Source organism: Amphibacillus cookii, assembly GCF_016908375.1.
GTDB lineage: Bacteria > Bacillota > Bacilli > Bacillales > Amphibacillaceae > Amphibacillus_C > Amphibacillus_C cookii.
The window spans coordinates 296,669-322,699 of record NZ_JAFBDS010000001.1; the positions used below are offsets into that span (position 1 = coordinate 296,669).

Annotated in this window: 23 protein-coding genes; 19 read left to right on the top strand and 4 right to left on the bottom strand. The window is 36.9% G+C overall.

Annotated features, from left to right (window positions below):
• Nucleotides 1-103: 103 nt before the first annotated feature.
• The gene (locus tag JOE23_RS01195) at nt 104-739 is read right to left on the bottom strand and encodes a YigZ family protein (RefSeq protein WP_204435468.1); all 636 of its coding nucleotides are present in this window, start codon (nt 737-739) and stop codon (nt 104-106) included.
• A gap of 432 nt (nt 740-1,171) precedes the next feature.
• Here JOE23_RS01195 and JOE23_RS18135 point away from each other — a divergent pair, with 432 nt between their 5' ends.
• Nucleotides 1,172-2,029 (top strand): AraC family transcriptional regulator, encoded by an 858-nt coding sequence (locus tag JOE23_RS18135; protein ID WP_204435469.1) that lies wholly within the window; start codon nt 1,172-1,174, stop codon nt 2,027-2,029.
• Nucleotides 2,030-2,900: 871 nt separating this feature from the next.
• Here JOE23_RS18135 and JOE23_RS01205 read toward each other — a convergent pair.
• On the bottom strand, nt 2,901-4,070 hold the full coding sequence (locus JOE23_RS01205) for a C45 family peptidase (protein WP_204435470.1): 1,170 nt from the start codon (nt 4,068-4,070) through the stop codon (nt 2,901-2,903).
• Nucleotides 4,064-4,645, bottom strand: coding sequence for a MerR family transcriptional regulator (locus tag JOE23_RS01210; protein WP_204435471.1), 582 nt, complete (start codon nt 4,643-4,645; stop codon nt 4,064-4,066). The genes JOE23_RS01205 and JOE23_RS01210 overlap by 7 nt, the downstream gene beginning before the upstream one ends.
• A gap of 1,407 nt (nt 4,646-6,052) precedes the next feature.
• Between JOE23_RS01210 and JOE23_RS01215 the strand changes: the two genes are divergently transcribed.
• The 8 genes from JOE23_RS01215 to JOE23_RS01250 all read left to right on the top strand — a co-directional run bounded on the left by JOE23_RS01215 (nt 6,053) and on the right by JOE23_RS01250 (nt 14,759).
• The gene (locus JOE23_RS01215; protein ID WP_204435472.1) at nt 6,053-6,499 is read left to right on the top strand and encodes a MarR family winged helix-turn-helix transcriptional regulator; all 447 of its coding nucleotides are present in this window, start codon (nt 6,053-6,055) and stop codon (nt 6,497-6,499) included.
• 16 nt (nt 6,500-6,515) lie between these two features.
• Entirely contained in the window at nt 6,516-7,406 is an 891-nt protein-coding gene (locus JOE23_RS01220; RefSeq protein ID WP_204435473.1) for a permease, read from the top strand.
• Nucleotides 7,407-7,447: 41 nt separating this feature from the next.
• Nucleotides 7,448-7,591 (top strand): hypothetical protein, encoded by a 144-nt coding sequence (locus JOE23_RS01225; RefSeq protein ID WP_204435474.1) that lies wholly within the window; start codon nt 7,448-7,450, stop codon nt 7,589-7,591.
• Between the two features lie 815 nt (nt 7,592-8,406).
• Nucleotides 8,407-10,164 carry a sensor histidine kinase gene (locus tag JOE23_RS01230; protein ID WP_239585198.1) on the top strand — a complete coding sequence of 586 codons (1,758 nt, stop codon included), beginning with the start codon at nt 8,407-8,409 and terminating at the stop codon, nt 10,162-10,164.
• On the top strand, nt 10,164-10,943 hold the full coding sequence (locus JOE23_RS01235; protein WP_204435475.1) for a response regulator transcription factor: 780 nt from the start codon (nt 10,164-10,166) through the stop codon (nt 10,941-10,943). Before JOE23_RS01230 ends, JOE23_RS01235 begins: the two co-directional genes overlap by 1 nt.
• 105 nt (nt 10,944-11,048) lie before the next feature.
• A complete protein-coding gene (locus tag JOE23_RS01240; protein ID WP_204435476.1) occupies nt 11,049-12,353 on the top strand; it encodes an extracellular solute-binding protein in 1,305 nt (434 codons plus the stop codon).
• A 651-nt stretch (nt 12,354-13,004) separates the two neighbouring features.
• Nucleotides 13,005-13,883 carry a carbohydrate ABC transporter permease gene (locus JOE23_RS01245; protein WP_204435477.1) on the top strand — a complete coding sequence of 293 codons (879 nt, stop codon included), beginning with the start codon at nt 13,005-13,007 and terminating at the stop codon, nt 13,881-13,883.
• A 15-nt stretch (nt 13,884-13,898) separates the two neighbouring features.
• Nucleotides 13,899-14,759 (top strand): carbohydrate ABC transporter permease, encoded by an 861-nt coding sequence (locus JOE23_RS01250; RefSeq protein ID WP_204435478.1) that lies wholly within the window; start codon nt 13,899-13,901, stop codon nt 14,757-14,759.
• Between the two features lie 171 nt (nt 14,760-14,930).
• Here the strand turns inward: JOE23_RS01250 and JOE23_RS01255 are convergent, their stop codons facing one another.
• Nucleotides 14,931-15,551 carry a YesL family protein gene (locus tag JOE23_RS01255; RefSeq protein ID WP_204435479.1) on the bottom strand — a complete coding sequence of 207 codons (621 nt, stop codon included), beginning with the start codon at nt 15,549-15,551 and terminating at the stop codon, nt 14,931-14,933.
• A gap of 179 nt (nt 15,552-15,730) precedes the next feature.
• On the opposite strand from JOE23_RS01255, the gene JOE23_RS01260 reads away from it, so the two are divergent.
• The 10 genes from JOE23_RS01260 (at nt 15,731) to flgL (ending at nt 26,024) form a co-directional block, all read left to right on the top strand.
• On the top strand, nt 15,731-16,864 hold the full coding sequence (locus JOE23_RS01260; RefSeq protein WP_204435480.1) for a sensor histidine kinase: 1,134 nt from the start codon (nt 15,731-15,733) through the stop codon (nt 16,862-16,864).
• Between the two features lie 459 nt (nt 16,865-17,323).
• Nucleotides 17,324-17,998: a response regulator gene (locus tag JOE23_RS01265; RefSeq protein ID WP_204435481.1), complete on the top strand. Its 675-nt coding sequence runs from the start codon at nt 17,324-17,326 to the stop codon at nt 17,996-17,998.
• A 370-nt stretch (nt 17,999-18,368) separates the two neighbouring features.
• Nucleotides 18,369-19,211: a DegV family protein gene (locus JOE23_RS01270; protein ID WP_204435482.1), complete on the top strand. Its 843-nt coding sequence runs from the start codon at nt 18,369-18,371 to the stop codon at nt 19,209-19,211.
• A 535-nt stretch (nt 19,212-19,746) separates the two neighbouring features.
• Entirely contained in the window at nt 19,747-21,081 is a 1,335-nt protein-coding gene (locus JOE23_RS01275) for a DEAD/DEAH box helicase family protein (protein WP_204435483.1), read from the top strand.
• Nucleotides 21,082-21,197: 116 nt separating this feature from the next.
• A complete protein-coding gene (locus JOE23_RS01280) occupies nt 21,198-21,767 on the top strand; it encodes a ComF family protein (protein WP_204435484.1) in 570 nt (189 codons plus the stop codon).
• A gap of 230 nt (nt 21,768-21,997) precedes the next feature.
• Complete coding sequence (locus JOE23_RS01285; RefSeq protein ID WP_204435485.1) at nt 21,998-22,429, top strand: TIGR03826 family flagellar region protein; 432 nt, start codon at nt 21,998-22,000, stop codon at nt 22,427-22,429.
• 68 nt (nt 22,430-22,497) lie between these two features.
• Nucleotides 22,498-22,761, top strand: a complete 264-nt coding sequence (flgM, locus tag JOE23_RS01290; RefSeq protein WP_204435486.1) for a flagellar biosynthesis anti-sigma factor FlgM — start codon at nt 22,498-22,500, stop codon at nt 22,759-22,761.
• A gap of 324 nt (nt 22,762-23,085) precedes the next feature.
• Nucleotides 23,086-23,580: a flagellar protein FlgN gene (locus JOE23_RS01295; protein WP_204435487.1), complete on the top strand. Its 495-nt coding sequence runs from the start codon at nt 23,086-23,088 to the stop codon at nt 23,578-23,580.
• Nucleotides 23,581-23,591: 11 nt separating this feature from the next.
• Nucleotides 23,592-25,100, top strand: coding sequence for a flagellar hook-associated protein FlgK (flgK, locus tag JOE23_RS01300; RefSeq protein ID WP_204435488.1), 1,509 nt, complete (start codon nt 23,592-23,594; stop codon nt 25,098-25,100).
• A gap of 9 nt (nt 25,101-25,109) precedes the next feature.
• Nucleotides 25,110-26,024, top strand: coding sequence for a flagellar hook-associated protein FlgL (flgL, locus tag JOE23_RS01305; RefSeq protein WP_204435489.1), 915 nt, complete (start codon nt 25,110-25,112; stop codon nt 26,022-26,024).
• Nucleotides 26,025-26,031: the final 7 nt, after the last annotated feature.

The window sequence follows — 26,031 nt, forward strand, 5'->3', positions numbered from 1 at the left end:
TATGTCATTAATCATTATGTCTATATCAAAATCATATCATATTAATGCTATCAGCAGTAGAGAAGCTTGTATTTTCAAATGCAGGCACTGTGTCCTAACGTGTTTAAGAAACAGGTGATTCTATGTAGACTTCGCCTTTGTTAATAAGCGTTACTTGATTACTTGTTAAATCAATCATCCAATCGTAAAACAACTCAAGATTGTCAATTTCGACGAGGACATGAAAGTGAACCTGTTCCAGATAGTCAATCGATTCAATCTGATATTGCTTTTGATGAAGTGCGTTTTCTACTTTTCCTAATAAAGGATAGGCTAGTGTGATGGTCACTTGTTTCATTAATTTACGTTCGACAATGCCCGTTTGGTTAAGGGCTTGAGATGTTGTACTTGAATAAGCGCGAATTAAGCCGCCAGCACCAAGTTTAATCCCGCCAAAGTAGCGGGTGATGACTACACACGTATCCTTCAATTCTTTCTTTTTTAAGACCTCGAGTATCGGGATGCCAGCAGTTCCTGTTGGTTCGCCATCATCATTTGCTTTTTGGATTTGATCGTGTTCGCCAATTAAGTAGGCTGAACAATTGTGAGTCGCCTGTGCATGTTGTTTTTTAATTTTTTGAATAAAAGCATGAGCCTCTTCTTCTGTTTCTACACGTTTAACATAACCGATAAAGCGTGATTTTTGGATATCAATCTCACCCTGTCCCTCAGGATTGACCGTTAAATAAGATTTAAGCATATCGTTACCCCTCTCTAACTTTTATTATAAATAGATTCACAAGCTAGGTAAACCCAGCGAGTATTTCCGTCTAGAAAGAATTTTATCAAAGCACTTAGTGCTAAGACTGCTGAACTTAAGGATAAAGAAGAGTATAATAAATATAAAACTTAAAATATAAGTAATGTTTCAAAGGCAGAGAGAGATTGAATTAAAGCATTAGAAGATATGGAAATGAAATTGCTAGGGGAAGGAGATAAAAACTCTATAAGAGCATACTCTTCCTTTTTATTTGCCGCTATCCTTGGAGGACACGATAAAAACAAGTGAATTTACTAGAAGCGATCTCTATGTAATTGATTCATATTTTGGTCAGACAAAACAAAACATAAAAAATCGGGTATGACCGTATGGAAATAGATAAAATAGAAACACAGAGGGGAGGTAGTGATTGTGGGATGGATTGAAAGTATCGGCGAAGCTATCAACTACATTGAAGACAACTTAACTGAAAAACTCACAATAGAGAACATTGCAAAACAGGCATTTATTTCGCCGTTTTATTTTCAAAAAGGATTTGCAATGCTCTGTGGTTTTACAGTCGGAGAGTATATCAGACAACGCAGGCTTACCCTTGCCGGCAGTAAGCTTGTTTCCACTGATGAAAAAATTATCGATATTGCATTAAAATATGATTATGACTCGCCGGATAGTTTCACTAAAGCTTTTACTCGTTTCCACGGTGTAACGCCTACCGCTGTACGAAAAGATGGAGCAATGATAAAATCCTTTGCTCCTCTAAAAATCAAAATCTTATTGGAAGGTGGTTATGTTATGGATTACAAAATTGTAGAAAAAGATTCATTTACGATCATTGGTGCATCAAGGATATTCAAATACGGTACTGCTAAAACAGAGATTCCACGGTTCTGGACAGATCATTATCAAACAGGAAAAGGCAAAGTTGTTTGCGGAATGTATGGAGTATGCATTGATGAGAATTTGGGTTCCGATAAGTTTGACTATTTGATTGCAGATAATTACGACCCATCCTCAGAAGTGCCAGATGGATTTGTTACAAAAATTATTCCAAAACACACTTGGGCTATATTTGCCTGCAAAGGGTCAATGCCGAAATCTCTGCAAGATGTAAACCAAAAAATCTTTTCGGAATGGCTTCCTAATTGCAAGGATTATGAAATTGCAGCAGGTTACAATATTGAAATGTATACCAATATTGATGATTATCTTAAAGGAAATCAGGATGAAAACTACTACAGCGAGATTTGGATCCCTGTTAAGAAAAAATAATTACGCTGAAGGACATAATTCCTAATTTACTTGGTTTTATTTTTGGTAGAACTAACTGAGCAAGGCATCCTACGCTGCAATTTCGTAGAGTGCCTTGTTCGTTGTGCGCTCGGCATGGGAGACAACTTGGTGATAGAATGTCTAGCTAGATCTCTAATTTCTATGGCTTCTTTCTTATCAATCTTTCCTTGAGAAGCAGAAGATAGTGTAGAAGTCAAAGCCGTCAGATGCGCTTTACTAATAGATTGAGCCGAAGGATATTTTTTTAATAAGCGATAGATATAGGTATGATGTAATGATGTCACATACACAGGAAATATCAGGTCAATAATACGAACATATTGTCCTTTCGCTTCGGACTGATACTGACCTAATCGAGTCCTATTACGCGTTAAAAATATTAACTTTTGATGGGCATTGAAGCGTTCTAATTAGTAGTCACACTTAACTTTCTAGCCATTAATTTAGCATCTTTCTTGTTAGTTTTTGTTTTCCTTAACGCAGTAGATTTAGCGAACTCTTTTATTAATAAAGAGTTATATGTGTAAACGGAGTATTGGATAGGTTGCACTTAGTTGGACAGATTCGTTAAGGTCATATAAACTTGATTCAATAAATATCGGAGGAGAGTCAATTAGAAACTCAATGTCTGGGAATCCTTTTTTTATGGTCTTTTTCAGTCTCTAAAACCTCCTCTAAACATCGTATTTACCTTCACCCTTGACATCAATACAACGCACTCCACATGGTTTTTGATAAAAAGATGATACTCATAAGAACAACTCTGTAAATCTGAATAAGCTGAAAAAGTAAGTCAGTTATTGTGTTTTGAAGATCCTGAAGATTAAAGATAGAAGAATATATATAATAGTTAAAATGTGTCTTTGGCTTGTAAAGAGAATTTAAAGTATGGGGATCGAATGGATTGCTCGTATTCTTTCTTCTCTACATTAAAGTTATCTTTTAAATAGAAGCTAACCTCTACACTTCTATTGTCAATATCATATACACTGTGCAATAAAGTGCGCACGGGTATCTCTGGAGGGTTTTTATACGAATTCTTTTCTACAAAGACCAAAGCATTGGTTTCTTTGACAAAGTCTAAAGTAACCTTTCTATCATGTTCTTTAATAGCATGATAGAGAGCTCTATACCTATTGTAGGGACAGGTTTTTTCATCACTTACCCTAGGAATATCTTTTATTGATTCATAACGGTGCAATAAAAAATTTGTAATAATTTGTGGGTCGTCTTTACCTTCAATAATATATTCTTTATTGTGTGTATGTGAATATTCCCATACAAAAGAGTTGCCAGATTTATCGGCAATTAACAAATGTATGGGCTGAAACATGTAAAAATGCTTATTCACTAAAAGAGCTTCTTTAGCTTCCTCCACAGTAGCACAGGTGTCCAGCAACAATTGTACACTCTTAAGCTCATTTAGACCTACGGCATTGCAATAGGTTGGCTCCGTGTGATATCTTGATGTTGATTCATCATCAGCTAAGTGAACTACCGTTAAGCCCTTTGCATTTATTCCCTCCAGTGATTCCCCTAGTAACTGAAAACTCAAGATGGAAATAGAAGGATAGCCTTTATCAGGATACATTTCAATAATATATGGTTTTGATAAAGCAGGCATACTGCTGGGCATATAAAAGTCCAAGTTCCTGCTGATGATGCCATGCCCTAATGTTGTTCTGCTAGGGGGATAGTAGACCGCTGAACAACCTGTACTTAAAATTGCTTCCCCTAATAATGAGAAGTCAATTAAATCTTTTCTCATATTTGCATTGTATGCATCTGCTATACCTCTCATTCTCTCATAGAAAATGGGATAGTTTTTTTCTAAATAAACGCTTTGGCAACGGGTTTGTAACATATCCTCCGTAGGCTCTTTTGCTATGCTATGTATTTCTTTTGCTATTTCTCCTAGCTTTCTTCCAATTTCATAATTAGTCCCCTTTAGAGTCAAGTGACGAACCTCAAAAAAATTTTCAGGACTACTTAATATTATGCTTTCGTGAAAACTTAACATGATTGCATTTCCTCCTTCTTATTTGGCTGACTTTCTTGTTTTTCAGTATTAATATTCCTAGCGTACTGTCTTATCTCTTTAATCTCTTCCTTATCAACGCCTAATGCTTCTAAAAAAATTTGGTGTCCCTCTGGAGAGGTTTCTTCTAGTTTTGTGTGAAGCTTATCCATTTCATCCTCATCCAGACCAGACAATTTTAGAACTTCAACTAGTGTGTCTTTCTCTAAAATTTGAAGCCGTTTCAACAACTCCTCATTTTTTAAAATACTAAGAATTAGATGTTGCTGATTTTTAATCCTGTTTATTTGCCTATTTAGTTCCTCTAATCTTTTTTCAAGAGTCTCTTTTATTCTATCTTCAGGTCCTTCTAATAAAAATTTAATTTGCTTTAAGGATAAACCTGTCTGTCGATATGTGCATATCTGTTCCAATCTTTTTACATCCTCCTGTGAATACCTCCTATAATTATTGTGGCCTCTACTAGACGGTTTTAAAAGAGCAATAGTGTCATAATATAATAATGTACTTCGAGAAAGACTAAATTGCTTACATAATTGACTTACAGAATAATTCATGATCGATCCCCCTCCAATACTTAGGTTAAACTATAAAGCTATAGTCAGGTCAATGATAAATTTTATAAAACCTTTACAACCTAAAGGCGTTTCACCCCATCAGTCTTAGGAAACATAAAACATACTTGACTCATTACATGTCTTCAAATCTTTTTATACCTTCCTAGACAAAGAAATGGTTGAGGATGGTATCCCTAGTTCTTCTGATAGATCAACCACTGTCTCGGTTGAGGGAGGCTCGAGTCTTTTTAACACAGAATTTATTAATTCTTTACTATAATTACTAGATATAGGTATATTGTCACAATACGTGCTCAAATAGGTCCATATTTTGGAAAACAAGCAGGTAAGGGAGATTTTGATACCATTAGGCGTGCATACCATTCTAATGGTAAAGCGAAGTTGAGCAAAAACAACGCTAGTGTATACGAAATATTTTAATAGTAAGTTTAGAGTATTTTAAAAGTGAGACATGACATGAAATATTTGCAATGCTATAATCCAGTCAAAATTATACAGAGGTGATTAGCTAAAATGATCAAATAATCTTATCTATTATAAAAACAATTAAAGTGGTATTGGCAAATTCAAAGCATCTTTAGTTATTTATACACGAGATGTTTAATGACATGCCATATACTGTTGCAAAAGTTTTGGATAGGATTATGATTGTATCGTTTTAGTTATATTCATTAAGAAATGACTAGTTGTTTTTGTTGAACAGCTTTTTTTATGATAAACCTAATTTATATTGTGATACTTATAAACCTTCCAAAGCTTTTGAGCTAGGAAGGTTTTGCTGTTTTTGTTTCAATACTTTGAAGTAGTGATTAACATATGAAGATAAGAATTAATGAACACAGTTTACCATTATCTAAATCAGGACCCTATGGCGTTTCATTTATCATCACTCATGGGCAGTGGAATGGTAAACCATCACTATGGATAGCCTTACTAAACAACTTCTTAGACCATACTTCTGGGTAGTGTAATCAACGCTAGAAAAACAATCTCTTAGAAGCTCTTTGCCCATGAGTTAAGAATAAACTTCATTGTAAGTGGGTTGAGTGCTAAAAAACTATCTTCACGTGTTGTCTGTTGAGATGCATTTGCCTCAAATTTCATATTACCCCACCTTTTTGAGTGTGAAGTATAGTTTAATAGAGTATTTTATTCCAGTTATATCAATGATATAGGCTGATTCCACTACTGATTAGCAGTGGAATGAATTTCAGATTTTGGGTTTGCAATTTTACTTTTGACACGCTAACTTTGTTTATGATTTATAAATTTTAGAATGCACAGCATTTATTATCCATCGTATTGCAAATTAGTTGACGATGGAAACTAAATGCATTAAAATTATAGTTGACAATGGAAACCAAATGAATTAGGGGGGGGAATACAATGAATAAAGACATTCCAGATATACATGATTTATTACAAGATTTATCATGGTACTTTGGTAATCAAGGGTTCGATGACGAATGCTGTGAAGACTTATCTTTGGCAGAGTATATGGCATTAAAGAAGGTGTACGATATACAAAATATCACAATTAAGGAGTTGGGGGTCTCACTAAATATTACTAAAAGCGGGATTAGTAAAATCATAGATCGTCTTGAAAAAAAATGCTATGTATCCAGGCATCAATCTTCATCTGATGGCAGAATATGCTGTGTATTGCCGACAGAAAAAGGGAATAATGCGATACACAAGATATCCAATCGTTACAGTGAATATTTGGATGAGATACTTGGAGCTGTAGATGAAGAAGCACTACAAAACATTAAGGATACGCTGGAATTACTATTTAAAGCAATACAAGATAAAGGCTTTATAAAATCAAATTAAGATGGGGGGGAGTGTATTGAACACGTTATTCGAAACAATCAAGTTTTTTTTGTTTATTACATTTGAGTTAACCGTCCTATTTTTAGGTATAAGTACAATTGTGGCGCTGGTACTTATGTACTTACCTGATGAGAAAATAAAAAAATGGATGGCAGGGAAAGGCGTTTTAGGCAATATTGTAGGAGCAATATTTGGTTCATTAACGCCATTTTGCGCATGCTCTACAATTCCTATGACACTTGGCTTCTTGAAGATAGGAATACCATTTGGTGTGGTAATGTCATTTGTTATTGCCTCTCCACTGTTAAATCCGATCATCATAGCAATGATGGTTGCGCTGATGGGAATGAAGATAACGATCGTTTATTTTTTAGTTACGTTTATCGGATCAGTTATATTTGGAATCATTCTTGAAAAAACAGGAGGATTAAATCTTGTCAAGAATGTAAGATTAAAATCTGGTGGTTCAGAAGAGAAAGAAGAAATTCCTGATGTTTTCAGAAAAAAAGTAAAAGTCTCATTTATGAAAGCCTGGGAAGATTTCAGAGGTGTTTTAGTGTATCTTCTTATTGGAGTGGGTGTCGGTGCAGCAATATATGGTTATCTTCCGGAAGATTTGGTGCTTAGAATTGCAGGTCCTGATAATCCACTAGCCATTCCAATTGCAGCCCTTATTGGCGTGCCATTATATATTCGAGCTGAGTCAGCGATACCAATAGGTTTGGCATTGATGCAAAAGGGAATGAGTACTGGTGCAGTAATCGCGCTTATTATAGGGGGAGCAGGAATGGCAATACCTGAAATGAGCATGCTGGCAGGGATATTTAAGAAGAAGCTAGTTGGTGCAGTGGTTACAGTAATCTTTTTCACAGCTGTCATTGGTGGATTTGTTTTCAACTTGATTTAATTGAGTGAAGAATTATCAAAATTTGAAAGGGGAATGCTATAATGAAAAATGAAGAAAAGAAGAAAGGTTTACTTGCAGGCTTGTTTGGATCTAATAAAGAAAAAGATGGTTGCTGTAATATCGAGCTGGAAGAGGTTGCAGAAGAGAAAAGCGATAATGAAAATGATAGTGAAAAAACAAAGTAAGAAAATAACTCATGTTGCAGCTAAATGGTTCTAACGGGAGATTTTGTGATAGATAGCAAATGAAAATCAATTTGAAATGATATAAAACGTATTTGCAAGGGTGAGACAAAAGTAAATATGATGAAGGTAAAGGTGAATGAGGATTCAATAATTGGGTTTTTCATTCTCCTTTTTTGTGATGTTTACCCATACGCTGGATTCAAAAATCAACCTCTAACATCAATGCCATCAACTCAAAGTATGTGGAAACGGTAGTAACGAAATAGTTAGTAAAATCAAGCGTTTAGAAGGTTAGTATACGCAAATGTTCAGCCAAAAACTTTAGTGTTTCACCCCAAGCTTTTTTGTTAGCCTCCTTGGCATTTTGTGCTGTGACTGATGGATGATGAAATTTTCGTGAAAAGAATATTATGATAGACAACATAAACCGTAAAATTATAAACTGGGGATTTGCAGATTTAGGGAACCCTTACTATCTGATTTACTTAACTAACAATTAGTGGGTGGGTAAGATCGTAGACTAAAACCGCCACGTCCTGTAGCCCTCCGCCCATTGATTGAAGGTTCGTTATATATGGAGCATAGTCAAGTCTATACTTAACCACAGGCTTTTTGCTATAGCATAAAATGTATTCGCGTTTTTTAACTACGAAAGTTGAGTAAAGTCAGCGATTTCCTTAGTATACCGAATGGACAAAGACTAACAAACTTGATATTATGGAAGCGGATACGAAATGGTTTGTTATGGAACAGATTGGTGGTAACATCCCAACTCAAAGCATAGAAGAATCCTCTTTGATTGGAGGGTCATTTTATTGGAAAAAGGAGCGCGTCTTATGCGTTTAGCGCGAAAATGGAATACATTAAGAAATCAAATTCTTGCCGTCTATTTATTTGTTTTGCTACTTGTTTTATTTACGGTTAGTTATCTTATCTTTAATCAAGTAGCGACGATGCTAAAAGATAACGCGGAAGAACAGATTCAACAAACGGCTAACGAAGCCATCGGTCGTTATGATTCGCTGTTTGAACAGCTTAACCTTATTACGAAACAAATGGTAACAAATGATTCGCTCCAATCAATCATGTATAACGAATGGCATGGGTTACCAGCAAGCTTTAGCGATAAGCAAGAACTGATTACGATTACGAGTCGATTGCAAGCGAATGCAGAGGGCATTTATGTAACTGAATTGTTTAATAATGATTATCAAAAAATTATTCCTCTTGACGGACCTGGACTAGCTGCTCAAATTGATATGCAGTGGGTTGAGCTTGCGGATCAAGCACGTGGGCGGTTAGTTTGGATTGGAGAAGATCAACTCAATCCGAATTATTTTTTATTGATTCGCAGCGTTCGCTTAATTGATCAGTATTTTACGAATGGGGGTTATTTATTAATTCGTGTTAATAAAAATTATTTTCAAACGCAACAAACAAACGAGCAAGATCCATTAATGATCGTGACTGATCAAACTGGTCGTTTAATCTCTTCTAACTATCCCCAATTTACTGGCCAGGTGGATTGGGATGCTGAAAATGTTAATGAAATAATCGATCAAGAAAGTTATCTTCGTATTAGTGAAACATCTAATGAAACAAATTGGAATGTCACCATGTTAACACCTATGCGTCGCTTAACAGAAGGCCTACCCGTGTTAAGAACAGTTATTGTCATTTCAGGGTTAGTTGGATTTATTATCTTTTTTATCCTCTCGTATTTTTTATCGACATATATCACCAATCCGATACATAAATTGACAGATACAATGCGTCGAGCTGGAGAAGGAGTACTGACACTCACGCCTCAAAGCACAGCATCAAATGAGATTAATGAATTGAACGATACATACAATCAATTAGCTGAACAAACCAACTATTTAATTCAAATGGTTTACGAGAGAGAATTGATAAAAAGTCGGACAGAGCTAAAAGCATTACAAGCCCAAATTAATCCCCATTTTTTATTTAATACACTAGATTCACTATATTGGTCGTTAGAGGAGCATGATGAGCTTGAATTAGCTGAGATGGTTTTATCGATGTCCGATTTGTTTCGCTACACGATTACGCGATCAAATGATGAAGAATGGGTGTATTTAAAAGAAGAAATAGCCCACATTAAGCACTATATGCAGATCATGAAGATGCGTTATGGTGATCGATTAACTTGTCAATTTGATGTTGAAGAAGAGCTACTAACGATACGGCTTCCTAAATTATTAATACAACCATTAGTTGAAAATGCGGTTTTACATGGTATTGGTAATCGATTAGGTAAAGGAAGGATTAGTCTAACAATTACTAAAGTTCAAAGCCATTCAACGGTGTTTATTTCTGTAAAAGATGATGGAAGTGGGATGTCAGAAGAAAGGGTTCAATCAATCTATCAATCAATTAGAGCACGTAATGGCGTGCACTCATCAGGAAATGGGATGGCATTGGTTAATGTAGAAAGACGTTTGCAACTTTATTTTAACCCTGACCAAACCCGAGGCATTCAGATTTGTAGTGAATTAAACAAAGGAACTGAAATTAGCTTTATTATCCCAATGATAAAGGATGAGGTGTAATGAATACGAAGAAGATCTTAATCGTAGATGATGAACCAAGAACAAGAGAAGGACTGAAGCGTACGTTAGAACGATGGTCTGAAGGTCAATTTAATATTATCTGCTTAAATGATGCTTATGCTGCAATGGAATATTTAAAAAAACACTCGATCCATTTACTTATTACTGATATTCGTATGCCTGAAATGACTGGACTCAAATTACTAACCACCTTAGAGAAACAAGCTATTAAACCAACCGTTATTATTATTTCGGCTTATTCTGAGTTTGAATATGCCCAAGAAGCATTAAGATTAGGTGTTATCAATTATTTAGTCAAGCCAATTGGAAAAGAGAAGCTGATCGAATCTGTAAGTGAAGCATTGCGGAAACAAGAGCAACAAGAAAAATCGGAAGTGATAGCTAAGATTGTTGATGATAAAATTATTCATCTCCATACCGATGAGACATATTCGCGTTCTGTTAGACATGCTGTAACCTTTATTGAGAACCATTTTGCTGAAGCAATCACTTTAAAGAAAGTGGCCGCATATGTCCATTTAAATCCAAGTTATTTAAGTACATTATTTAAAGAAGAATTAAATGTTTCTTTCACAGATTACTTAACGAGAATACGAATTCAACATGCTAAGCAATTATTATTAACGACGGATTTAAATGTTACTGAAATTGCTGAAAAAGTAGGCTACCATACACCAAAGTACTTTAATAAAGTCTTTAAAGAATTAGAGAAAAAAACACCAAGTTCATTTAGGAAAGATAGTGAAAACGCTTTCTAAAAATAATGGAATTTTAGCTGAATACTGTGACCTTATCGTATCTTTGTTTACGTGATAAACTATCAATGCAAGTTCGTTATACTACAATTTTTAGGGGGTAAGGTCATGTTTAGAAAACATACTTTTTTACTTATCTTAACGGTTTTATTAATTGGATTGGTTGCCTGTGGTAATGATGCCTCAGATGCTAACAACCAAGAAAATGAAAGCGGTTCAAACGACGATGTTGTTATTGATTTTATGCATTTATGGCCAGCAGGAAGTTCTCGTCAGCACAATGAGATTGTCCAGGAAATTGTTGATGAATTTGAAGCAGACCATCCAGGTGTAACAATCAACATGGAAATACTAGGTAACGAACAATATCGTGAAAACTTGAGTGTTATTGGTGCTGCTAATGAGTTGCCGGATGTCGGAATGACCTGGGCAGGGGGATTCATTGAACCGTATGCAAGAGGAGATATGTTTACAGATTTAAGCGACTTAGTAACAGATGATTTTGTTCCGGGTACCGCTGAAGCTTATGAGGTGGACGGTGGTATTTATGGATTACCACTTGAACTGAATATTACACCTGTCTATTATAATCAAGCGATCTTTGAGGAACATGGTTTAGATGTTCCGGAGACTTGGGACGAATTTAAAGAGGTCGTCCAAACGCTTGTTGATAATGATGTGACACCAATTACAGTAGGTAATCGTGATGCTTGGACAGGTTCAATGTGGTATATGTACTTGGCAGATCGTATCGGCGGACCAGATGCATTAAATGATGCAATTAGCCGAGAAGGTAGCTTTGAAGATCCTGCTCTTATTGAGGCAGCTGCTCAGATTAGAGAACTTGTTGAAATGGATGCCTTTATTAATGGTTACAATGGTTTAGGTAATGATGAAGCGAAGGGTTACTTTATTAATGAACAAGCAGCTATGTATTTAATGGCGACTTGGGATTTACCAGAATGGACAACAAATGACGACAATCCACAGGAATTCAGAGATTCTGTAGGTTATTTCAAATTTCCAACAGTAGAAGGCGGAGCAGGAGAGATTAATAGTTATGTAGGTGGACCAGGTGTTGGGCTATTTGTAAGTGAGCAATCTGACGTGAAAGAAGAAGCCCTTGAATTTGTTTCCTACTTTGTTGAACGCTGGGGCGAGATGTCAGTTACTGATGCAGGTGTTATCCCAGCAACGACAGTTGACACAGAGGGCTTAGATTTACCACAAATGTATATTGACATTTTGGACGATTTAAATGAAGCAACTAATTTGACATTATATGCTGATGTACAAATGAGCGCTAGCACTGCTGATGTCCACTTGAATATGATTCAGGCTATTTTTGGAGGGGAAGTGACACCTGAAGAATTTGCTGAACGACAAGAACAAGCCCTCTCAAATGAAGATTAATGAAGAGAGTAAATAATGAGATTGAGATATAGGTAAAAAGAAAGAATAAAAATTTGAATAATCTGGACAAAACGTAGGCAAAACATGCAGACGCCTGTGTGAAGTGTTCTTCTTCACATAGTTAGCTAAAGCTGTGCCCACGGCTAGGGAGACACTGCGTTTACCAAGATGTCTCCCTTGTGCTTGGGAGAGTGAAAGCGAAGTGTTTTGCCTAAGTACTTATATATATGCCTAGATATTAATGTTAGGATTTTGTCACGAATAGCCGTCCGTAAAACGCCCGCCTTAAAATAGAGAAAAGTGGGCATCTATTTAGGTGGTAGCTAACGGACGCTAATGTCCTGATTCACGCAAAAACCCATCAGTGGGTGGGGAAGGTCGTAGACTAAAACCGCCACATCTTTAAGAAGGATTACAGACTAAGGCCGCCACGTCCTTAAGAAGGATTACAGACTAAGACCGCCACGTCCTGTGGCAACGTCTGCATGACCTACGTCCTGTAGCCCTCCGCCCAATAATTGAAGGTTTGTTTTATCTTTTCTAATTACTCTTTTGTCTCACCGCACATTGTTTTACCCGTTAATCAATTGAGATAAAGACATGCTGTGTTTGCAAATAAGAGAAAAAATAATTATGAAGGGAGCGATCATCATGAATAAAGTGATGTCAAATAAATGGATCATTGCATTATATGTTTTACCTTCCCTTATCCTATTAGGAGCCCTTGTCTATATCCCGATCGTTATGACCGGTTATTATGGAATGATGCAGTGGGATGGTATTGGTGAGATGAGCTTTATCGGCTTAGATAATTATATTCATTTATTACAAGATTCAACTTTTTGGTTTAGTGCGCGCAACTCTTTCTTGCTTGCTCTATTTTCAACATTAAGCTTAATTATGTATTTAGCTGTATCCTTAGTTTTATCAGGGAAAATAAAAGGATCTGATTTATTACGAAAAATTTATCTTATTCCGATGTTGCTTTCATCAGTAGCGATTGCCCAACTATGGATTAAAATTTATGATCCAAATAATGGGATGTTGAATAGTTTATTAAGAACAATCGGAGTAGAAAATCCCCCTGCCTGGTTATCTGATCGAAGCACTGTCTTAATAGCGATTTTTATAGCGATTATTTGGCAATATGCTGGTTTTTATATCATTATTTACAGTGCTGCTTTAAAAGGTATTCCTTCATCACTTATAGAAGCTGCTGAAATAGATGGGGCAACGCCTTTACAAATTGCTTGGAAGATCAAGGTGCCTCTTATTTCTGGCGTGATTAAGACAACTGTTATATTAGCGATTGTTGGTTCTTTAAAGTACTTTGATCTTATCTTTGTTATGACAGGTGGCGGTCCAAATGGAGCAAGTGAGGTCATTGCCTCTTATATGTATAAAGAAGCATTTGGACGGTACAACTTCGGTTATGGTAGTGCGCTTGGTTTCGCATTACTTATTCTTGCTTTGTTAACGACGTGGGTCATTCAAAAAGTCATGGCAACTAAAGATGACATTCAATATTAAGGGGGGAGATCTATCATGACAGTTTTGTCCGCAGTTGGAGAAAAAAATAGCTTGAAACGGATTGGATATGCGATATTGTACCTTGTATTAGGGTTGATTGCAGTCTTTCAAATTTACCCATTAATTTGGTTGTTTTTCTTTTCGTTAAAAGGGAATGCTGAAATTTTTGGTCGATCTCCTTTCGCATTACCTGAAGGTTGGCTCTGGGAAAACTATGCGAGAGTTTGGACGAGCGGGAATATGAATACTTACTTTTTCAATAGTGTATTCATTACTGTGTCAGCCGTTGTTTTAACCGTGATATTAGCTAGCTTTGTTACTTTTGCGATTACACGTATGAATTGGAAATTAAACAAATTTGTTTTACTTTTGTTTATGGTAGGTTATATGATTCCGATTCATTCAACACTTGTTCCATTATTTCAATTCTTTTTGAATCTAAATTTATTAGATAATCCTGTTTCTATTGTACTGGCTTATACGGCATATAATATGCCGTTAACAATCATGATTTTAATCGGCTTTTATCGAACGTTGCCTAGGGAAATTGAAGAAGCAGCAGTGATGGACGGTTGTTCAGTACATCGTATCTTCTTCCAAATTACCTTACCAATAACTACACCAGTATTGTCAACGACAATGATCATTAATATGATTTACAATTGGAATGAATTTGTTTTTGTTAACACGTTTATTAGTTCTGACCGATACAAGACATTAACGGTAGGTATTCAAAATTTCGTTGGTCAATATTTGACAGACTGGGGTGCCATTGGTGCGACGCTTATGATTAGTATTGTTCCTATTCTGATTGCTTTCTTCTTTTTAAGTAATCGGATTGTTGAAGGTATTGCAGCAGGATCAGTCAAAGGATAACCAAAAACATATTAGTAAAAGACACGTGCATGGCGCGTGTCTTTTAACGAAAGAGGATAGCTTCTTGTATGCTTAGAACTAAATTTCTTAATAGATTGAATGCATCGCTCTATTTTGCAGCCGCTTTACAGAGGAATTATCTGTGATAAAAATGTCCGAACAGCATCATTTTCAAGCAGCTGTTCGGCTTTGTTGTTTTTCTTCGATGGATTGAAATATTTGGTAACAAGTACCCATTAATAAAAATGCAATAAATGAGCCAGCAAAGAAAAAAGTAAGACCTGGTATATAATTAAAAACAAAAATGGTTAGGCTAATACCAACTAACATTGCCATATTATGAAGTGGATGGATTAACATTAATAAAAATGCTTGTTTAATGACAGTAAAGAAACCAAGATTATAATGCACGTAAACGGGAAACAAATATAGTAGTGTTAACAAAGCAAAAAATAAAAATAAATATAAGGGTAATTGAACGAACAATAAACTTGAATCGCGATGTAAAGATAAGAAAACTAAATGGATATAACTAATCCCTCCAACGGTCGCAATGACAAGGCCGTATCCGTTCGCTTTGACAAACTCTTGACGAAATATGGACCAAAATGTTTTGAAAATAGGTAAATCAGTCTGTCCTTTGATCCATTTTCTTATGATAGCAAAGGTTGAAATAGTGGCAGGAAAAAATCCAAATATAACAAAACCTATAAAGGTAAAGGTTAACCAAAGTAAATTTAGAAAGGCTAACCTAGTGATCCATTCTGCTAGTTGAAATAATAACCGATTCATAACTAGCCTCCCTCGTATTAAGATCTCTCTTACATTATAACGCTTACATAGTCGGTGCCAAGGTAAAATGATTAGCTTTTCTTCTTATTTCTTTGGTTGTTTTTAAAACGAATGGTAAACAAAAATTCAGCAGTTATGGTATGATAGGAATAGTTAAAAGGGAAAATAGGGGAATTAAAATGAAGCCAAGTGATCATAAGAATCTTGACCAAGTGATTGATGAAATGGTAGAAGTTGTTGAGCATAGTAAAGATGAAATATATGAGATAACGGAAGAATCTCGTAGAGAGTACAAGACGCTTTCTGAACAATTAGAAGAAATCCGTTTGAAAGTAAAACAATTGATCACAGATTCTGAGCAACTAGAGAAAAAAGAGCGCCTAGCACGTAATCGTCTCGCGCAAGTGAGTGAGAATTTTAATATTTATTCAGAAGAAGAGATACGAGAAGTCTATGAAAAGACGCATGCTTTACAAACCGAGTTAAAAATGAAGCGTGAACGTGAATTATCCTTGCGCCATCGTCGTGATTATATTGAACGTCGATTAAAATCTTTAGAACAAATGATTGAGCGTGGGACAAGCTTAGTTAGTAAGGTTTCAATTATATCTACATACTTAACAGATGATTTTAAGCAAATTGGTGATCTCATTCAAGATGCCAATCAAAAACAATCGTTTGGCTTGAAGATTATTGAAGCGCAAGAGGAAGAACGCCGTCGTATCTCCAGAGAGATCCACGATGGCCCTGCTCAAATGCTAGCTAATATTTTATTAAGGGCTGATCTAGTCGATCGTACCTTTAGAGAGCGGAGTCGAGAAGAGGCGATGACAGAAATTAAAAGTATGCGCACAATGGTTCGATCATCGTTATACGAAGTGCGCCGTATTATCTATGACCTTCGCCCGATGGCTTTAGATGACCTCGGCTTAATTCCAACGATTCGAAAGTACTTAGCCAATATGGAAGATTACAATCAAATTACGATTGTATTATCAGAACAGGGTCAGTTTGAAGGTCTAGCGTCTAAGTATGAAGTGGCGTTGTTCCGCATGATTCAAGAGTCTGTTCAGAACGCAGTCAAACATGCAAGTCCTACGCTTATTCAAGTGAATATCTATGTTGATAAAACAGATGTAAGTGTCTCTGTCCGTGATGACGGTGTGGGCTTTGACGTCCATCAAAAAAAAGATAAATCTTTTGGATTGATTGGGATGCGAGAACGGGTGGAAATGTTAGATGGGGATTTGGAACTCAATTCAACAATAGGAAAAGGTACATCGATCTATATTAAAATCCCATTAAAAAATTAGGACAAATTGATTAAATTTACATTAATAATTCCAATTGTTAATGTATTTTACTAATATTTATGTATAATGAAGCTAGGATTTTGAATTGTCAAAAAAGCAGGACAGTTCGCCATTTCTACACATTAGCAAAAATTTTTAGCTTAAGAAGTAGAAAAAACGCAGTTAAAATCTCAAAGGTCTAAGTATAAGAAAAGCTAACATAGTTAGCACAGTAGAATTCGGCAAATCGTCAAACGATGAGTAAAATGATCAATTAATGAAAATAATAAAATCATAAGTGATCTTAGATGAAAAAGTTACAAAAAAATAACTCTTTTAAATGCTTTGATTCAACATTATTTTATTGATGTCAAATACTTCACAAAATAGACAAATAGCCGATGATACAGATAGACTAATAGATGTGAAAAATGGTTTCAATATTGGAATTAGAAGTTGAGCTGAATTGGAGGGAAAGAAATGACAAAGAAAATAGCCTTAATTGATGATCATGTCTTGTTTAGGGAAGGTGTTAAACGGATTTTGGACTTCGAAGAAAGCTTTGAAGTGGTAGCAGAAGGAGACGATGGTGACGAAGCACTTGCTATTGTTGAAGAACACAAGCCGGATGTTGTATTAATGGATATAAATATGCCACATATTAATGGTGTACAAGCTACGAAACGCTTATTTGCCAAACATCCAACTGTAAAAATTATTATTCTATCGATTCATGACGATGAGAACTATGTTACGCATGCACTTAAATCAGGAGCACAAGGCTATCTATTAAAAGAAATGGATTCAGAAGCTTTAATCGATGCGATAAAGATTGTTAGTGATGGTGGTGCTTATTTGCATCCAAAGGTAACGCATAATTTAGTGAAGGAATTCCAAAGGTTAACAAAAGTTGAAAACGGAGGATTGGAAGACATTGAGTATCGTAAGCCCCTCCATTTATTGACACGTCGAGAGTGTGAAGTATTACAATTGTTAGCGGATGGAAAAAGTAATCGTGGAATTTCAGAAACATTATTTATTAGTGAAAAAACAGTTAAAAATCACGTGAGCAACATCTTACAAAAAATGAGTGTTAACGATCGAACACAGGCGGTCGTTTTAGCGATCCGTAATGGTTGGGTAGAAGTTATATAATCATTTAGAAAGCAATCTAGTGTCAGGTACTACTAGATTGTTTTTTATTTCACTAGGTTGAGTCAATTCACACAGACTATACATCGCCCACAACTCCACAAAAAATGTTGAGGTTACCACTATGATTTTAACGACGAATTCGTTAGAATAAAGTTATTGCAATAATATTTTATCACAATATAACCGTCCGTAAATCACCCGCCCTCAAAATAGAGCGACGCGTTCAATCTATTAACGTGGGCGCTAACGGTCGCGAATGTCCTGATTCACCCAGCTACCAATCAGGGGGTGAAGAACAAAACCCCCCTTGATTGAAGTTTCGTTTTATCATAATCAAATATAGTCGTGAGAGAAAGGTTCGGTAATAAAAATGAAAGTTGCGGTTCTAACAGATAGTACAGCATATCTACCCGAAGAGCTTAGGCGGACGTTTCAGATTGAGATGGTTCCTTTAAGTGTGACGTTTGGAGATGTGTCTTACAAAGAAGAAGTTGAATTAAAAGCAGAAGAATTTTATCCATTAGTCAAAGATTCAAAAGTATTCCCAAAGACATCCCAACCTTCGATAGGTTATATGACTGAAAGGTTAAATCAGCTTGCTGAACACTATGATGCAGTGATAGCTATTCATTTATCTAGTGGTATCAGTGGAACCTACCAATCGATGCAAACGGCAGGCGATATGGTAGACAATATTGATGTTCATGTATTTGATTCGGAAATTAGCTGTATGCCTCAAGGTTTTTATGTTTTAGAAGCTGCTAAAATGGCTCAAGAGGGAGAAGCACCAGAAACGATTTTAGCCAAATTAAATGAAATGAAACAATCGATGCGTGCTTATTTCTTAGTAGACGATTTAACACACCTCCATCGTGGTGGAAGGCTAAATGGTGCACAAGCTTTAGTGGGTAGCATGTTGCAGGTAAAACCTATTCTCCATTTTGTTGATACTAAAATTGTTCCATTTGAAAAAATTCGCACACAAAAGAAAGCACTCAAACGATTGTTGGACTTATTTGATCAAGATGCAAAAACGGGTGCACCAATACGAGCAACTGTGATTCATGCGAATTGTCCGTCATTGGCAGCAGAGATTGCTGAAGATCTACAGAAACGCTATCCAAATGTAGAGTTATCAATGAGTTACTTTGGTGCGGTAATTACAACGCATTTAGGAGAAGGATCAATTGGCTTAGGCTGGTACTTAAAATAGAAATGGAAAAGGCTGTTGAGATGACAAATCTTAACAGCCTTTATTATGGTCTATGAACCCCCCTAGCTATGTCGGAGGTTACATAGAATCTCAAGCGCGAACGATAAAGAGCCTCTCTTCAACGTAAGCTAAGGTTGGTTTCCCGACCATCAAATCTCACCAAAGAATGGGATGTTAAGAATCTCCATTTTTCTAATGATCAAGAAAAACAACATCCCTTTCTGGTGTGGTTAGTGTATTATTTATCACAGATAACCGTCCGTAACCCCCCATCTCAAAATAGAGAATAGAGCAAATCGATTGAGGTGGGTGATAATCTCCTTGATTTACTTAACTAACAATCAATGGGTGGGTAAGATCGCAGACTAAAAACGCCACGCCTTTAAGAAGGGTTACAGACTAAGACCGCCACGTCCTGTGGCAACGTCTGCATGACCTACGTCCTGTAGCCCTCCGTCCACTGATTGATGGTTCGTTTTATAATGGGTTCTATGCTAAAATATAGATAATCTCTTTGGAAAGGATGTGTTAAGATGTGAATGATCAAGCGCAAAGATTGGCTGGACGCTTACTGCTCCATGAAGAACTTCAGCTTTCAGAGCCTGAAATGACCCATTATCTTGCAACAAATAAACTCACTGCTCTCTCTCCTTTTTTAAAAAACTTCCTATCTCTTCAATGTCGGCGATGTGGCAATAAACAACGACATTTATTTGGTGAAATGCCCTGCTCCAATTGCAAGAAGACACACGCTTATTGTCGAAAATGTATTAATATGGGACGAGTGATGGCATGTACGCCCCTTTATTGGTGGACAGGTCCAAAACCTGTCTGGCCCCAATTAGCTCATCCAATGGTCTGGTCGGGTCAACTTACACCAGCTCAACAGAAAGCTTCTAATTGTATTTATCATGCAATAAAAACGGGTCAAGCTAGCTTACTTATCCATGCGGTCTGTGGAGCAGGGAAGACTGAAATGTTGTTTGAAGGTATAGCGTTTGCTTTAAAAAGTCAAAAACGGATTTGCCTAGCAACACCAAGAGCCGATGTTGTTAGAGAGCTCCTCCCACGTTTTGAACAAGCCTTTTTAGGCGTCGAGATTGTTGGGTTATATGGTGGAAATGGTGCACATCAACAGACAGGTCAACTGACCATTGCAACGACGCATCAACTGTTACGTTATCAACACGCATTTGACGTGATGATTATTGATGAAGTTGATGCTTTTCCATATCATGCTGATCCCAGCCTCCCTTATGCAACAAAGCGTGCGCAAACCCAACAGGCGACAACGATATATTTAACGGCAACACCTAGAGAAAAGCGACTTAAACGCCTACCTACCATTTTTGTCCCGGTTCGTTATCATGGTTATCCGTTGCCTATCCCCCAATTGAAAATCGTCCCACTGTTTGATCACTCCCACGGTTTAACCTCCCTTTGGACGTGGTATAAAGGACGTACCGATCCAAACCGACAATTACTCATTTTTACAGCTACGATTAAACAAGCTAACCAACTATTTCCGGTTATAAAACGCCGATACCCTGATCAGAGAGTCATGCTTGTCCACGCTAACGATGCCGAGCGCATAGATAAAGTGCGTCAGTTCCGAGACAAACAACTGGATATTTTAATAACAACAACAATATTAGAACGTGGTGTCACTTTTCCTTCAGTTGATGTGGTTGTACTTCAGGCTGATCACCATGTTTTTGATCAAGCAGCACTCGTACAAATTGCTGGAAGAGCAGGCCGAGATCCGAAAGACCCTAACGGTGATGTCATTTTTATTTATAGTGGAAAAACTAGAGCAATCGCTCATGCTGTAAGAGCGATTAAACGTATGAACAAAAAAGCGGGTTTTTAGTAAGGGAGTGATGCTTTATTTATTGTGTGAATTGCGATCATGAGATTGAACACCAGATAACATGGTGTCATTTATTTGATTTTAATCATGACAAGTCATTATGCTCGGATTGTCAGGTGCAATTGCACGTTATCGAAGAGCCGACTTGTGACTACTGCGGACGTAATGATCTCGGTGTTTGTAACGACTGTAACCGTTGGCGTCCACACATGCTTATTAATAAAAATCGTGCAGTTTATCGTTATAATCCTTTTTTAAAAGACTTGATCACGCGTTTTAAATATCGCGGGGATTATATATTGATTGAAGCCTTGTCTTTAATGATCAAGCAGACATTCATAACGGCTTATTCCAAACTACCCAAAAAAACAGTGCTTGTTCCGATTCCTTTAAGTAGTAAGCGCCTTCAAAATAGAGGTTTTAATCAGGCAGAAGCGATCGCCAAATGCCTCCCTTATCCTACTGTCCAGCTACTAAGACGAACGGAAGGAGAGAAACAAGCAAAGAAGAATCGCAAACAACGATTAACGATGAAAAATCCTTTTGAACTAATGGATCAAGTAGATGCAGAGTTGATCATATTAATTGATGATATCTATACGACAGGTGCCACCATTCATCATGCTGCACAAATACTAAAGGAAAATGGTTATCGAAATATTTCTAGCTTTACTTTAGTAAGATAGCCCTTGAAAACCAACGAAAATAGTCGATATTTATCACAGATAAACGTCCGTAAATCGCCGCCGCAAAATAGAGTGAAGCGTTCAATCTATTAAGATGGGGCTAACGGCCGCTAATGTCCTGATTCGCGCAATGACCCATCAGTGAGAGAAGAACATAAACGCCCACTGATTGAAGGCTCTTTTTATGCTATAATGAGGACAAGATTAAGATAAAAAAGGTGGGGTTGATCATGGGTGAATTAGAAAACTGTGTAAATTGTGGCAAATTGTTTGTTCGACTAACACGCCCTGTTTGTCAAGATTGTTATAAAGAGGAAGAGAAAAAATTTCAGATTGTTTATGAATTTATGAAGAAACGAGAGAATCGTCAAGCAACGGTGATGGAAATTGTCGAAGGCACAGGCGTAGAGGAAGAACTCATTATTAAGTTTGTTAGAGAAAAACGTTTGAGAGCAAGTCAATTTCCTAATTTAACATACCCCTGTGAACGTTGTGGACAACAGATAAAAGAAGGGAAACTTTGTTCAGACTGCTCAACAGATTTAACAAAAGATTTGAAAAAGCAAGAAGAAATTGAGACATTAAAAGATCGACAAAAGGCTGAAGAACGTGCTAGACAAAAGACTTATTTTGCTGTTGATAAATTAAATAAAAAAGATTAAACAATTTAAGGGATTCGCCGATATAAATATTAGTAAAAGCAAGCGGCTAAGAAAGAAGGTGAACGGTCTTGAAAATTAATGGCACAAATCAACCGAACGTGAACCCATATCAAAAGCAATTGCATCGCCAAACGCCAATTCGTTCTGAACAGCAGAAGAAGGCAGATCAATTGCAAATTTCGGACCAAGCGAAGAAAATGCAAGAGTTTAATGGTGTTCATCCTGCGAGAGAGCAGCATGTTAATACAATTAAACAAGAAATAGATGCTGGTCAATATAAAGTAGAAGCAGAACAAGTTGCCAAGAAAATGCTCGCATTCTGGCGCAAATAAGCAGGAAAACAAACAGCTATTTAGACGGTTATGTTATTTATCACAGCTAACCGCTCGTAAACTACCCGCCTCAAAATAGAGCGTAGAGCTAATCGATTGAGGTGGGTGATAACGGCTGCTAATGTTTGGATTCACTCGGGCCAACAGGATGTTGGTCACACAAGCGTTTTCGCACGACGCGAAGACGTTAGCTTGTGTTCCATCAGTTGGGGAAAACGAAAGCGCCCACTGAATGAAGGCTCGTTTTATATATTGTGTTACTCTTTAAAAGAATGACCTGACCAGAGCACTGTTTAAGAAATGAACGAAGGAGGATTTTGCTTTATGTCAATTGGGTCGATCATGTCGTCGCTTGAGCGACTGTTACAACTCCACCAAAGCTTACTAGAGTTATCTTTCGAAAAGACGGAGTTATTAAAGAAAGGTGATATCACGACCTTACAAAAACTATTAAAGACTGAGCAGAAGCATATCCAAGCTGTAGACACCATGGAGAAAAAAAGACTTGACAGTACAAGGGTTTGGTCTGAAGCACATCAAATGGTTAGTGATGATGTAACTGTTACGACAATATTAGAAGCGTTGCCCGATGGTGATGAGCGCAACCAACTCGAATCATTAACCACAAAGCTAGCTGAAACGCTTGTGCAATTGAAAGCACAAGAAGGACTGAATCAGCAATTAGCCAATCAATCTTTACAATTTGTTCAGATGAATCTAGATATGATAGCTCCATCAATTAAACAAATGAATTATGGAAATATTAAAAATCAAAACGATCCTCAAAGTAAACGGTCTGTTTTTGATTCAAAAGCATAGGAGGAGTTTTAATGACTTCAACGTTTCATGGTTTAGAAATGGCGAAGCGTGCGCTTAACACGCAACAATCTGCTTTGTATACCACATCACATAATATTTCTAATGCGAACACCGCTGGCTATACGCGTCAACGTGTTAATTTTGAACAGATTAATACCTTAACAGCTAGTCGTGAACCAGGTGGTGTGACAAGTGGTATTGGTAGCGGCGTTCAAGCCGGTTCAATTGAGCGCATTCGCGATCGCTTCTTAGATGTCCAATACCGAACGGAAAATAGTAAGCATGGTTTTTATCAAACGCAGGCCCAGGTGCTAAAACAAATTGAAGATTTACTTAATGAGCCGAGTGAAGAAGGATTAGCTTTTATTATGGAAGATTTTTATAACAGTCTGCAAGATTTGAACGGGGATGCAGATCACACAGGAACACGTTCTGTTGTCGTCCAAAATGCCCAAGCTTTAACGGAGACCTTTCAATATTTAGCGTCCTCAATTCGCGATGTCCAAAATGATTTGAAAAATCAAATGGACGTCACAGCTGATGATTTGAATTCAGTTCTTAGACAAATTAACGACATTAACAATGAAATTGCTAAAATAGAACCACATGGTTTAGTTCCAAATGATCTTTACGATGAGCGTGACCGCTTGTTAGACAGTCTATCAACCATGGTTGATATTGATGTCAGCTATGATAAAAGTAGTGGTCAACCAAGCCCGATTGCTGAAGGTATTGTAACAGTAAAACTTAAAAATGTAGGCGATGATGTCACTCTCGTTCGTGGTGAGACACCTCGATCGGTTAGTCAAGTCGAGGTCAATTATGATGATAATAATGTCGAATCGTTCACGTTTACAAATGCTGAAACGGGAGAAGTTAATGATATAGCAGCTAATGATTTTAATACAAATGGTTCCATCAAAGCATTGATGGAAATGAACGGCTATATCGATGGTGGTGGTGAAGTAGCTGGTTATTATAATGATGTCCTAGCAGATCTTGAATTAATGCTAGTCACTTATGCTGATGAATTTAATACCACCCATCAAAACGGAAGAGATTTAGAAGATAATCCGGGCATTGAGTTTTTTGTTTATGATCCAGACGATCCTTTAGCTACGATTGCAGTTAACCAAGCGATTATCGATGATCCTGATTTAATTGCAGCAAGCCTAAATGGTGACAGTGGTGATGGTACCAATGCAATTGAGTTGGCTGAAGTTTACAATAAGTTAGATGTCGGTTTAGGCACAAGAACGTCAGTGAAGAGCTTTTACCAATCTTTAATTGGTGAACTTGGAGTTAAAACAAAAGAAGCGAACCGAATGATGGACAATAGTGCGGTCCTTCGCCAACAAGTTGAAGAAAACCGCATGTCAGTCAGTTCTGTTTCACTTGATGAAGAAATGACAGATTTAATTAAATTCCAACACGCCTACAATGCAGCAGCTAGAAGCATGACTGCAGTTGATGAGATGCTTGATCGGATCATCAATCAAATGGGCTTAGTAGGGAGGTAGGTGAGAGACATGCGCGTATCACAAAGTATGATTTCAAATAATATGTTAAAGAATATTGGCAGTAGTTATGGTAGTTTAAGTAAGTATATGAATCAATTATCGTCAGGAAAGAAGATTACTCGTCCATCAGATGATCCTGTTGTCGCGATGAAAGGGATGGGTTATCGTTCACAACTTTCTAATATTGAGCAATATGAGCGTAACTTAGGTGAAGTTCATAATTGGCTGAATAACACAGACGATGCGATGGATGAAACCACCCAAATCCTACATCGTATTAATGAATTGACCGTTCAAGCCAGTAATGGGACCTATGATGGTGATGATCGAGCCAATATTGCTAAAGAAGTCGATCAACTAATTGACCAATTGGTTGATGTCGCTAATACTCGTGTTAATGGAAAATTCATTTTTAATGGGACAGATACAACCGGTGAAGTTGATGGTGATGGCAATCGGGTTCAACCATTTATTCGCAATGATGATGGGACGTTCGAAGTTTCCGACAATGATGGTCAGGTTTTAATTGAAGTCTCATCGGGTGTGAAGTTCCAAGCTAATTCAAACCCTACTAATGTATTTACTGAGGATTTCTTTGACGATTTGCAAGAGCTATTTACTGCATTAAATGATGAAAATACACCAGATGAAGATATTTCCCCATTTCTTAATATGATTGAGGGGCACACTCAAACGGTATTAGATGAGCGAGCAACGATTGGTGGTCGGATGAATCGGATTGACTTGATCGAAAATCGACTAAAGAATCAGAATATTAGTGCGAAAAGTATGATGTCAGATAATGAAGACATTGATCTTGAAGAAGTGATTATGAACTTAGTAATGCAAGAAGCGGTTCACCGTGCGTCACTAAGCGCTGGTGCACGTGTTCTACAACCTTCACTACTCGACTTTATGCGATAAAAAAGCT